7 protein-coding genes are annotated in these 11,667 nt (G+C 64.4%); 4 read left to right on the top strand and 3 right to left on the bottom strand.

Annotation, left to right across the window (positions count from 1 at the left end; genetic code table 11):
• Positions 1 to 26: 26 nt before the first annotated feature.
• Entirely contained in the window at positions 27 to 3,026 is a 3,000-nt protein-coding gene (locus tag M5G17_RS21330; protein ID WP_273894919.1) for an autotransporter domain-containing protein, read from the bottom strand.
• A gap of 191 nt (positions 3,027 to 3,217) precedes the next feature.
• Complete coding sequence (gene eprS / locus M5G17_RS21325; RefSeq protein ID WP_273894868.1) at positions 3,218 to 6,217, bottom strand: autotransporter serine peptidase EprS; 3,000 nt, start codon at positions 6,215 to 6,217, stop codon at positions 3,218 to 3,220.
• A 406-nt stretch (positions 6,218 to 6,623) separates the two neighbouring features.
• Here eprS and hcnA point away from each other — a divergent pair, with 406 nt between their 5' ends.
• Genes hcnA through hcnC form a run of 3 tightly spaced genes read left to right on the top strand, consistent with a single transcriptional unit; the run spans position 6,624 to position 9,589 of the window.
• Entirely contained in the window at positions 6,624 to 6,938 is a 315-nt protein-coding gene (gene hcnA / locus M5G17_RS21320; protein WP_273894867.1) for a cyanide-forming glycine dehydrogenase subunit HcnA, read from the top strand.
• Positions 6,935 to 8,329, top strand: coding sequence for a cyanide-forming glycine dehydrogenase subunit HcnB (gene hcnB, locus M5G17_RS21315; protein ID WP_273894866.1), 1,395 nt, complete (start codon positions 6,935 to 6,937; stop codon positions 8,327 to 8,329). The genes hcnA and hcnB overlap by 4 nt, the downstream gene beginning before the upstream one ends.
• Before the next feature lie 3 nt (positions 8,330 to 8,332).
• Positions 8,333 to 9,589 (top strand): cyanide-forming glycine dehydrogenase subunit HcnC, encoded by a 1,257-nt coding sequence (gene hcnC, locus M5G17_RS21310; RefSeq protein WP_273894865.1) that lies wholly within the window; start codon positions 8,333 to 8,335, stop codon positions 9,587 to 9,589.
• 18 nt (positions 9,590 to 9,607) lie between these two features.
• Here the strand turns inward: hcnC and M5G17_RS21305 are convergent, their stop codons facing one another.
• On the bottom strand, positions 9,608 to 10,492 hold the full coding sequence (locus tag M5G17_RS21305; RefSeq protein ID WP_273894864.1) for a LysR family transcriptional regulator: 885 nt from the start codon (positions 10,490 to 10,492) through the stop codon (positions 9,608 to 9,610).
• A gap of 131 nt (positions 10,493 to 10,623) precedes the next feature.
• On the opposite strand from M5G17_RS21305, the gene M5G17_RS21300 reads away from it, so the two are divergent.
• Complete coding sequence (locus M5G17_RS21300; RefSeq protein ID WP_273894863.1) at positions 10,624 to 11,580, top strand: AraC family transcriptional regulator; 957 nt, start codon at positions 10,624 to 10,626, stop codon at positions 11,578 to 11,580.
• Positions 11,581 to 11,667: the final 87 nt, after the last annotated feature.

Raw genomic sequence — 11,667 nt, 5'->3', positions numbered from 1 at the left:
CGATGCCTCTGGTCCTTAGTGGGGCCTTAGAACGCCCAATCCAGGGTCAGACCGACCCCGTGGCTCTTGTCGCGACTCCCCAGCAGCCCGTTGTAGTCCAGGTTGACCCGGGCCTGGCGACCCAGGGCGATCCCCGCCCGTGCACCGACCACCGCCGCATCACGATCCAGAGACAGCGCCTGGACGTTGTAGGTGTCGCCCTGGCCAGCGAAGGCCAGGTGCTGGTCGGCCCCGGTGGAGCTCAGGTTGTGCTGCCAGCCCAGGGTGGCGGAAAGCTCCACCGCCTGGCCGCTGGACAATTGCAGTTGCTTGCCGGCGCGCATGCCCAGGGTCGAGAGCCAGGCATCGCGGTTATCCTGCCCACCCTTGAGCGCAGCAGCGCCGCCATGTTCCTTGAAGCTGTCGCTGGCTATATGCACATAGGCCAGGTTGGCGAACGGCTCCAGCGCCATGCTCGGCAGTGCGACCTTCCATGCCGCCTCGCCGAACACCTGCGTGCTCTGGGCATCGCGCTTGCTCTTCTGGCGATCGCTGACCTCGTTGTACTGCAACTCGCGCTTGGTCTCGATCCGGTGCCAGCTGTGGCTGCCGCCCAGGCTCAGGCGCATCTGCTCCAGTTCCTTGCCGACATAAGCACCCAGATGGTAGCTATCGACACTGGCCGAGGAATGACGACCATCGCCCATGCTCAGCGAACTGTCGCTGTAGCCGGTGAAGACCCCGATACGGGTGTCCTCGCTCATCTGCCCGTCGACCCCCAGCAACATGCCGCCAATGGAACTGCTATAGCGCGCCCGACCGGAATCACCGTCAGCCTTGCCCCAGGCCCCCAGGGCCTTGACCCACAGGCCGTTGCCCTGGCCTTCCACGGCCGGCGCGGCGGCGATACCTTGCTGGCGGGTACGCTCGCCGACGGCGTCGCGCAACTGGCGGCTGTCGTTGATCAACAGGTTGCCCACCGCCGGGTGGATTTCCCCGGACAGTTGATCGAAAGCCTGCTGGGCGCTGCCAGCATCGGCCGACCACAGCAGGCTCTCGTAGACCGGGTTGCCTGCGCCGAGCAGATCGGCGGCTGCGGCCACCGAACGCTGGTTGGCGGTCAGGCCAACACTGGAGAAGGAAGTGGCGTTACGCTGCACCGCCAACCGCACCCCGCTGCCGGTATAGGCCAAGCCACCCCCGAGGAACAGTGAGTTGGACTGCACAGTGGCGAAACCGCCCTGCACGCCGCCCGCAGCATCCAGGATGTCGAACTGACGCCCCACCAGGCTCGTTGTCTGCTGGGACTGCAGCGAAACCCCGGGGTTCTGCAGATCCAGGGCCAGGTTCGCACCGCCCAGGGAAGCCTTGCCATCGCTGACCAGGCGGTCGCTGCCAGTGGTATCCACCTCCACGGCATAGGTCGAACCTGGCTGGAAGGTCACGTCGGAACTCACGTGCAAGGTGCCGATGGAGTTGCCTGGCGCCACCACGCCGCCGGCGTTGGCCACCAGCGCGCCGATCCGGCCATTGCCGCCCAGCACGCCGCCGGCATTGACCGTCACCGCCGATTGCAGCGAACCATCGACCGCCAGCCGTCCCTGGTTGACCAGGGTCGGGCCGGAGTAGGTGTTGTTACCGGTGAGCACCAAGGTGCCGATGCCCAGCTTGGTCAGGCCGCCATGGCCAGAGATATCGTTGCTCCACAGGTCCAGCATGCAGCTCAGGTCGTTGCAGCGCCGCTGGGTCGGCTTGCCGGCATCCACCAGGGCGCCGATACCCGGCAGATCGGCTACGAACTGGCTCGCGCCGTAGCCACCGGCGATGCGGTACTCCTCGGGAATGTCCTGTTCGGTGACCAACATGCCTGGGCCACGGATACCCTTGTCCAGGTTGATCATGCCCCAGCCGTACAAGGCATCGATGCCAGGTGCGCCGACGTCGGTGGCGGTGGTGCGCAGCACGCTTGCGATCTGTGCGCCGCTCATGTAGGGGAAGCGCTCCATCAGCACCGCCGCCGCACCGGCGGCATGGGGTGCGGCCATGGACGTACCGTTCTTGTTGGCGTAGCCCTGGGTCAGGTCTGCCAGGCTGGTGCCGCCAATCACCGCACTGTAGATCCGGGTGCCGGGGGCCGATACGCAGAAGCTTGCGGTATAGCCGCAGCGCGAAGAGAACGTGCTGATCAGGTACGGGTTGGCGCTGCTGGTGTCGGGGTTCTGCTGCAACGCCGCCACGGTTAGCCAGTTGGGGGCGATCTCCGGGACGAAATAGCCCAGCCCGGCAATCGCATCGGGGTTGTTCAGGTTGTAGTCGTTGCCGGCGGCGAAGATCGTCAGGACCCCGCTGCGGGCGGCGGCGATGGCGCCGTCATAGGCGCCACCGGGCAAGGTGCCCAGCAGCGGCTGGATCTGTGCGAACTGTGCCCGGGCATCGTCCACGGTGAAATGCGCGAAGTCCGGGTTGCGACCGCCCTTGGCGAAACGATCGGTGATGCCGATGCCCCAGCTGTTGTTGATGATCCGCGCGCCGCTGGTCACCAGGCTGTCCCAGCCGGCCTTGTACACCGCGCCATCGTTGCCCAGGACGATGCCATCCTCGGGGCCGGGGTCGCCATTGTCGGCGCTGATGATCTGCGCAGCGAAGGCCACGCCATGCATCTGCACGCCGTCACGGTTGCCGGCGGCGATCCCGCCGACGTGGGTGCCATGGGAGCCGAGCTTGCCGTCCGAGCCCACCGAAGGACTACCGTCGTAGCGGAAGGCATCACCGGCTTTCACCGGGATGTAGGGGTCGGTGTACTGGCGAATGCCGCTGGTGACCAGGGTCACTATCTTGTCCTTGCCGGCGAACTCGGGGTGCGGGGCGTACACCGGCTGGTCGAAGATCCCAAGCTTGACCCCCTTGCCGCTGTAACCGGCGGCATAGGCGCTGTCGGCGTGGATAGCCCCCAGCCCCCAATCGGCCTTGAATTCACTGCTGCGCCAACTGCTGGCGTCGCCCAACCGGCCACTCTCCACGTAGGGCGCGGCCTGGGCCGTGCCCATTAGCGCCGCCCAGCCCACCAATATCCGACCCAGAGGGGCCAGGGCACAGCCCTGCCCAAGCGCGCTGTCATCCTTTTTGACTTGCTTCACTACAACCTTCCTTAGCTGCGTTGATAAAAAACTGCGTTGGTCAAACTCCGTATTGCAACGCCTGGCCGGCGAGCCCTTGGCCCCATCCGCGCCACAGCGCTTCAGAAACGCCATTGCAGGTTGAGGCCCGCGCCATGCTGTTGCTCACGGCTGGCCAGGCGCCCTTGGTAGTCCAGGCTCAGGTCCAGGTCGCGGGTCAGCCCCACCCGAGCCTGGAGCCCTACTAGCGCGGCATCGCGCAAGGCCGGCGCAGTCTCCACCCGGAACGGCAGGTTGCTACCGGTAAAGGCCAGGTGCTCGCGATCCTGGGTCCCGCTCAGGCGGTGCTGCCAGCCCAGGCTCGCCGCCAGTTGCAGGTCCTGCTGCGGGCTCAGTTGCCATTGCTGGCGCCCACGCAGGCCCAGGGTGCTGAGCCAGGCATCACGCTGCTCGTCGCCAGCCTGCAGCGCCGCGGCGTCGCCCTTTTCATGGAAGGCATCGCGGTCCAGGTGCTGGTAGGTCAGGTTGGCGAAGGGCTCCAACTGCAGCGCCGACAAAGGCAGGCGATAGGCGGCCTCGGCAAACAGCTGTTGGCTGCGGGCATCAACCCGTGCGCGCTGGCGGCCGGACACCTCGCCATAGGCCAAGTCGCGCCGGACCTCGGCACGGTGCCAGCTGTAGCTGCCGCCCAGGCTCAAGCGCAGCTGGTCCAGGTCGTGGCGGGCGTAGGCGCCCAGGTGGTAGCTGTCGACCGTGGCTCGGGAGTGGCTGCCACCCATGCCCAGGGAGCTGTCGCTGTAGCCTGCGGCCAGGCCGGCCCGGGTCTGCTCGTCAAGGTCACGATCCAGGCCCAGCAGCATGCCGCCCAGGGAACTGGTATAGGACTCGCTGCCCTGCACGCCCTCGATCCGTCCCCAACTGCCCAGGCCCTTGAGCCAGAGCTGGGTCGAACCAGGCTCACTCGCGCTCGTTCCGGGCGCGTTGGCAGTCAGTGCAGGACCTTGCAAACGCTCGCCCAAGGCATCGCGCAAGACCGAGCCCTGGCTGAGCAGCATCGAGTCCAGTGCCGGGTAAATCTCCCCGGACAGCTGCCCCAGGCCGTCCCGGGCCTGGTCCACCGAGGTCAAGAGCAGCAGGCTTTCATACACGGGATTGCCCGGTCCCAGCCGCTCCACGGCGTCGCCGCTGGAGCGCTGGTTGGCCGTGGTACCGACACTGGCGAACGTCGTGGCGCTGCGCGTCACATCCAGCTGCACGCCGTTGGCCGAATAATCGAGTACGGTCCCCAGAAACAGGTAGCTGGGCTGGACCTGGGCGAAGCGCCCATTGACGCCACCCGCAGCCTGCAGGATGTCGAACTGGCGTCCCACCAGGCTGGATACCGGGCCACCGGCCAACAGGTTCGGCTGAGCCTGAGGCTCCAGGCTGAGATTGGCGCCACTGACACTGGCCAGGCCGCCAACGACGAGTTGGTCGCTGGCCGTGGGCGACAGCTCCACCCGATAGGTCGAGCCCGGCTGCAAGTCCAGGTTGCCGGCGACATTCAAGGTACCGATAGAGTTACCCGGGGCCACCACACCCCCGGCGCTGGCGGTCAGGGCACCGATCCGGCCGTTGCCGCCCAGGGTACCGCCTGCGTTGATCGCCACCGCCGATTGCAGGTTGCCGTTGACCACCAGCAACCCGCCATTGATCCGGGTCGGGCCGCGGTAGCTGCTGTCACCCGTGAGCACCAGCCAACCGGCCCCGGACTTGACCAGACTGCCCTGGTAGACCCGCTGCGCGGCAGCCGCGTCCCGGGCCATGCCCAGCGCATAGTCGCTGCGATCCTGCTGGCTGGCTCCCGGTGCCAGGCCATTCTCCCAGCCGCGATCCTTGCGGGTCTGCTGCCAGGTTTGGTGTTCCGCGGCGTCCTCGGCCTGACGCTGCGCCAGGGCCTGATCGGAGATGCCGTTGCTCCAGGTATCGCCCTGACCGCGCCCCAGGTTGACGTCGAACTCACCCAGTAACTGCCCAGGGCCGTGCAACGCCCGGCCCAGGTCCGGGACGCCCCAGCCCACCCGTTCGCTGGGCCCCTGGGTCGGCGAGCCATCGAGCTGGCGCGAGGTGGTCAGCAGCACCTGCAGGGCCTGCTGGTTGTTCAGGTAGGGATAACGCTCCATGACCAGAGCCAAGGCCCCGGTGGCATGGGGCGCGGCCATCGAGGTGCCGTTGTAGGTGGCGTAGCCGCCACCGGGCACGGTACTGGTGATCGCCGCACCCGGGGTCGCCAGGCACCAGTACTTGGCGATGCCGCACTGGTTGTATTTCTGCTGGTTGTTCTTGTCCAGGCCCGACACCGCCAGCCAGTGGCCTTCCAGCTCCGGTTGGAAGTACGGCAGCGCCGAGCGCACGCTGGCATTGGCATAACCGCTGTTGCCGGCGCTGAACACGTTGATCACGCCACGACGCGCCACGTCGCCAGCGGCGTCGAGCCAGGTGTCCTGCTGGAAATGCTGGGCGTAGGCGGCGCGCAAGTCGCCCAGGGTCTGGTAGCTGACACCCTTGGGCTGGCTGCCCCAGCTGTTGTTGATGGCCCGAGCCCCAGCATCCACCATGGCATCGTAGACCGCCTTGAAATACCGCGGATCGGGGTCGGTACCGAACAGGAACTTGTCGTTTTTGTTGGTGTTGCCCACGTACACCTGGGCATTGAAGGCTACGCCCTGCATGCCAACGCCATCACGGGCCGCGCCCATGGTGCCGGTGACATGGGTGCCATGGGCGTCGTTGGCGCCATTGAGCACACCGGACACACTGAACGCGGTGCCGTCCAGGTACTGGCCAGTGGCGGTAACTGCGTGAAAACGTCCGGGGCTGGCCTCTGGATGGGCGGCATCGAAACCCGAGTCCAGGGCGCCAATGCTGACCCCGGCGCCGGTGATCCCGGCGGCATAGGCCTGGTTCGCCTGCATGCGCGCAAGGCCCCAGTCCTGCTGGTATTCGGCCGACTGCCAGCTGGCGGGGTCGCCCGTGCGGCCAGTCTCCTGATAGGCCGCTGCAGCCGACAGCGGCAGCCCGGTGGCGAACGCCAGGCACAGGGTGCCCGTCAGCGTCTTGAGCTGATTGCATCTCACATCCATGTCGATGACTTCTCTTGTTTTTGTTGTTGGATCGCCCGTCCCAGGTCGACCGGTGTGTCGCTGTATTACTCGACCGCAAGCTCGCGGCCCTTTCAAGGCAGAGGCGGTTGCCCGCCCTAGGCCAGGTTACTTCAGCCTCAGACCAAAGAGGCAGCCTGAGGCTGCAAATTGTGAGCCGGTTAGCAAAACGCTGCCGTGCAGCACCTCGATCCTGAGCAGAAAGCACTATAGCCGTAGCAGCGCCAATTGCTTCCACGTCAACTATCTATGCAACCCCTGCCGGGGGCTTTGTGTTTTTGTCGGTTTGTCTGGCAAGCAGACCCATTAGCTGGCTTGGATCAATAGTTCAAGTGCACGCTTGGCTTAGTGTGCGCAGTCCATGTTTCTTTTTCACGGACGAAAAGCTATGCAGACTCTGGAGCGAAAGCTAGATATCCAGCCCCTGTCGCGGGCGGACATGACCATCGAACTCAACGGCCAGGCAGTGGATGTCGCCGCCGGTGAAACCGTGCTCAGCGTGCTCAATGCCGTGGGCCTGCGCCAGGTGGCGCGTAATGACCACGGCCAACTGACCGGCGCTTTCTGCGGCATGGGCGTGTGCCATTGCTGCCTGGTGTCGATCAACGGCCGGCCCAAGCGCCGCGCCTGCCAGACCGTGGTGCAACCGGGCATGCAGGTCGAAACCGGGACCAACCGTTTTGCCGGGCAGGAGGCGCCATGAGCCTGCGTCCAGTGATTGTCGGTGGTGGTTCGGCGGGTATGGCGGCGGCGATCGAGCTGGCCAACCACGGTGTTTCCAGCCTGCTTTTCGATGAAGCCTCGCGCCCCGGTGGTGTGGTGTTTCGCGGGCCGCTGCGCAGCGGCGTCGACCTCGGGTACCTGGGCGCTCGCTACAGCAAGGCGCTGAAAAAACTGCACAAGGATTTTGCCGCCTGCGCCGATCGCATTGACCTACGCCTGAACAGCCGTGTGGTGGGCGGTGACGAGCAGCGCTTGATGGTGCTTGATGCCGAAGAAACCCTGCACGAAATCGACTATTCCCACCTGCTGCTGTCGGCCGGTTGCCACGAACGCAACGTACCTTTCGCCGGCTGGACACTGCCGGGTGTCATGCTCCTCGGCGGCCTGCAACTGCAGATCAAAAGTGGTGTGGTCAAGCCGCTGGGCAGCACCGTGATTGCCGGCACCGGGCCGTTGCTGCCCCTGGTGGCCTGCCAACTGCACGCGGCCGGGGCGAAAGTGGCCGGTGTCTATGAGGCGTGCCCGTTCAGCAAGATTGCTCGGGAAAGCCTGGCGCTGATGAACAAGCCGCAGCTGTTCCTCGATGGCCTGAGCATGCTCGGCTACATGAAGCTCAATGGCATCCCCATGTATTACGGCTGGGGTGTTGTCGAAGCCAAAGGCGAAGGCGAACTGGCTGAGGTGACCCTGGCGCCCTACGACGATGACTGGCAACCGGACCTGAGCCGCGCGCAACGCGAACCGGCGCAAACCCTGGCGGTGGGCTACGGCTTCATTCCGCGTACGCAACTCAGCCAGCAACTGGGCCTGGACCACGGCTTCAACGAAGACGGCTACCTGCGCCCGGAAAGTAACGTCTGGCAGCAAAGCAGCCAGGCACATATTCACCTGGCGGGAGACATGGGCGGCATCCGCGGTGGCGAAGCGGCGATGCTCACCGGGCGCATCGCGGCGGTTTCGATCCTGCTGCAACGTGAAGTGCTCAACGCTGAACAGGCCATTGAATTGCGCGAGAAATACCTCGGTCAGTTGGCGGCGATCAAGCGTTTTCGCGCGGGTGTAGAACGTTACACTCACCGCGGTACCAAGCAGATCGACCTGCCGCAGCCGGACACGGTGATCTGCCGCTGCGAACATGTGACACGCAGCGATATCGATCGCGCCCTGGAGCAGGGCGTCGAAGACATGGCAGGGCTGAAGATGCGCACCCGGGTGAGCATGGGCGACTGTCAGGGGCGTATGTGCGTCGGCTATTGTAGCGACCGTCTGCGCGAGGCCACCGGGCGTGCCGACGTCGGCTGGCTGCGGCCGCGCTTCCCGATCGACCCGATTCCATTCTCCGCATTTCAGCAACTTGGCACGGAAGCCTGAAGCATGAACAGAACCTATGATGTGGTCATCGCCGGCGGTGGTGTGATCGGTGCGTCGTGCGCCTACCAGTTGTCCAAGCGCAAGAACCTGAAGATCGCCCTGATCGATGCCAAACGCCCGGGCAACGCCACCCGTGCGTCGGCCGGCGGCCTGTGGGCGATTGGTGAGTCGGTAGGGCTGGGCTGCGGGGTGATCTTCTTTCGCATGATGTCGGCCAAGCACAAGCGCGAGGCCCATGGCGCAGCGGTAGCGGTGGATTCGAGCACACCGCATATCCTGCCGCAGTCGTTCTTCGACTTCGCCTTGCAGTCCAATGCACTTTATCCACAGCTGCACCGCGAGTTGATCGACCGTCACGGCATGGACTTCAAGTTCGAGCGCACCGGCCTCAAGTATGTGATCTACGACGATGAAGACCGGATGTACGCCGAACACATCGTTGCGCAGATTCCGCACCTGGCCGACCAGGTTCGCTGGCTTGACCGTGAGGCCCTGCGCCAAGCGGAACCTGCGGTCAGCCATCAGGCCCATGGCGCCCTGGAGTTCCTCTGCGATCACCAGGTCAGCCCGTTCCGCCTGGCCGATTCGTATATGGAAGCGGCGCGGCAGAACGGCGTCGACCTGTTCCACAACACCAATATTACCGGTGTGCTGCACCAGGGCTCGCGGGTCAGCGCTGTGCAAACCGCCGAAGAGGGCACTTTCCACTGCGACACTCTGATCAACGCCGCCGGTGCCTGGGCTGCGGATTTGAGCGAATGGGCCACCGGCCTGCGAATACCGGTCACGCCGGTCAAAGGCCAGATCATCCTCACCGAACGCATGCCCAAGCTGCTGCAAGGCTGCCTGACCACCAGTGACTGCTACATGGCGCAGAAGGACAACGGCGAAATTCTCATCGGCAGCACCACCGAAGACAAAGGCTTCGACGTCAGCAACACCTTCCCGGAAATCAACGGCCTGGTTCAGGGCGCGGTTCGCTGCGTGCCTGAGCTTGCGCAGATCAACCTCAAGCGCACTTGGGCCGGCTTGCGCCCGGGCTCGCCGGATGAGTTGCCGATTCTGGGACCGGTCTCTGAAGTCAGCGGTTACCTGAATGCCTGTGGACACTTTCGTACTGGCATCCTCACCTCGGCCATCACCGGGGTGCTGATCGACAAGGTCCTGCACCAGGAAACTCTGCCGCTGGACATCACCCCGTTCCTGGCCCAGCGTTTTGACTTGCTGGCTGTGGAAAACAACCAGGCCGCCCTGGCCTGATTGTGGATAAGCCGGCCTTCAGCCCTGGGGGCCGGCTTTCATCAGTTCTACCAAATTCAGACACTGCCTGACCTGTGGCGAGTTATCCCCAGCCCGGCGGCTGAGAATGATCGGTGACACCGCGGTCTTTTCAGGCAACGGTGCAAAAACAATGTCGGCGCGGTGCTGGTTTTGCACGGACGCTGGCACCAACGTTATCCCCAGACCAGCGGCGACCAAGCCCAATGCGGTCTGCAGTTCGTTGGTCCACTGCACAACTTTGATGTTGACACCTTGGGCTGTGAACAGAGCCGAGATGTGATCGGCGTAGCTCGGTCGTGGGTTGGCCGGGTAGAGCACAAACGGCTCGTCGGCCAGGCGTTTGAGATCCAGGGGCTGACCGAGCAGCGGGTGGCCGCAGGGCAGGGCAACCACCAATGCTTCCTCGCGCAGCAGCACCTGCTCGATGGCCGGATCCTGGATGTGGATACGGCCAAAGCCGATATCGATGCGCCCGGCTTTGAGCGCTTCGACCTGCTGCAGAGTAATCATTTCCTGCAGGCCCAGCTCCAGTTCCTCGTTGCGCCGCAACTGGCGGATCAATTCGGGGAGCAAGTCATAGAGCGTCGACGGCGCAAAGCCGATGCGCAGCCACTGCCGTTCGCTGTTGGCGATGCGTCGGGTGCCGTCGGCAATCTGTTCAAGCTGATCGAGCAGGGCGGCGCTCTGCTCATGGAAAAACCGCCCGGCCTCGGTCAGGCGCAAGGGCCGGCCGCGTTCGAGCAATTGCACTCCGAGGAGGTCTTCCAGCTGACGGATCTGCCGGCTCAAGGGCGGCTGGGCGATGTGCAGCTGTTCGGCGGCGCGGGTGAAATTGAGGGTTTGCGCGAGCACCCGGAAGTAGCGCAGATGACGCAGTTCCATGATACCTCCAGGGTATGGTTGCCTACCCAACGGATATTGGACTGCCTGCTGGCGCTGGCGCAAGCTGCTGAGGGTGTGGATAAGCAGACCCTGTGGATATCGTCGAACCAAAATAACAATGAGGCCGGCCCATGAGCAGCCAACTGTTGAGCGAACGCAGCCGTGTGTTCCAGCGTGCCGACCCTTATGCGGTGTCCGACTACGTCAACCAGCATGTCGGCGGCCATAGCCTGCGCCTGCCACGCAGCGGTGACCTGCAGGCGAGCATCAACCATCGCAAGTTCGCCAGCCTCGACCTCTGCCGCTTGAGCTATGGTGGCAGGGCGCGGATTACTTCTCCGGCGCTGGGCAGCCTGTATCACCTGCAGATCCTGCTCAAAGGCCACTGCCATTCAAGCTGTCGCGGCGATGAACATCACTACGTACCGGGCGAGTTGCTACTGATCAATCCGGATGATCCGGTGGACCTCACCTATTCGGCCGACTGCGAGAAATTTATCCTCAAACTGCCGGCCAGCCAGCTCGAGCAGGCCTGCCTGGAACAGCGCTGGCAACTGCCCGAAGGCGGTATCCGTTTTGCCAGTGCGCGGCATGCCACGGGTGCACTGGAGGGGTTTATCGGCTTGCTGAGGCTGGTGTGCGAAGAAGCCGAAAACACCCAGTCGTTGCCTCAAGTGCAAAAGCATTACGAGCAGATTGTCGCCAGCAAATTGCTCAGCCTGCTGGGTAACAACATCGATCGATGTGAGCCGGGGCTGCAGGCCCACTCGTTTGAACAACTGGCCGCCTACATCGATGCCAACCTGCATCAGGACATCGGTGTCAGCCAGTTGATGACGGTGGCGCGGGTCAGCGAGCGTTCGTTGTACTCGCTGTTCGAGCGTCATGCTGGCCTGTCGCCCAAGGGCTACGTGCGCCAGCGCAAGCTTGCACGTATACACGCGGCCCTGCAGGACCCGTCCAGCCCGGTGCGCAATGTCACCGAAATCGCCCTGGATTACGGCTTCCTGCACCTGGGCCGCTTCGCCGAAAGCTATCGCCAGCGCTTCGGCGAGCTGCCTTCGGTCACCTTCAAACGTCATCGCTGAACGCTCGTCAGCCCCTGCGCAATCCGGATAGCGATTCGCAGGAAACGGCTATTGGCGCCTCGCCGCTGCTCCTAACCTGATCCTGCG

It is taken from the genome of Pseudomonas rubra (genome assembly GCF_028656935.1).
GTDB lineage: Bacteria > Pseudomonadota > Gammaproteobacteria > Pseudomonadales > Pseudomonadaceae > Aquipseudomonas > Aquipseudomonas rubra.
The sequence above is the reverse complement of the archived record's forward strand: the minus strand, read 5'-3'. Positions and strand labels throughout refer to the sequence as shown.

What these genes read in the sequence shown, in the direction of transcription:
- hcnC (WP_273894865.1), top strand. Translation starts at nt 8,333, where the DNA reads ATGAACAGAACCTATGATGTGGTCATCGCCGGCGGTGGTGTGATCGGT.
- hcnA (WP_273894867.1), top strand. Translation starts at nt 6,624, where the DNA reads ATGCAGACTCTGGAGCGAAAGCTAGATATCCAGCCCCTGTCGCGGGCG.
- M5G17_RS21330 (WP_273894919.1), bottom strand. Translation starts at nt 3,026, where the DNA reads ATGGGCACGGCCCAGGCCGCGCCCTACGTGGAGAGTGGCCGGTTGGGC.
- hcnB (WP_273894866.1), top strand. Translation starts at nt 6,935, where the DNA reads ATGAGCCTGCGTCCAGTGATTGTCGGTGGTGGTTCGGCGGGTATGGCG.
- eprS (WP_273894868.1), bottom strand. Translation starts at nt 6,217, where the DNA reads ATGGATGTGAGATGCAATCAGCTCAAGACGCTGACGGGCACCCTGTGC.
- M5G17_RS21300 (WP_273894863.1), top strand. Translation starts at nt 10,624, where the DNA reads ATGAGCAGCCAACTGTTGAGCGAACGCAGCCGTGTGTTCCAGCGTGCC.
- M5G17_RS21305 (WP_273894864.1), bottom strand. Translation starts at nt 10,492, where the DNA reads ATGGAACTGCGTCATCTGCGCTACTTCCGGGTGCTCGCGCAAACCCTC.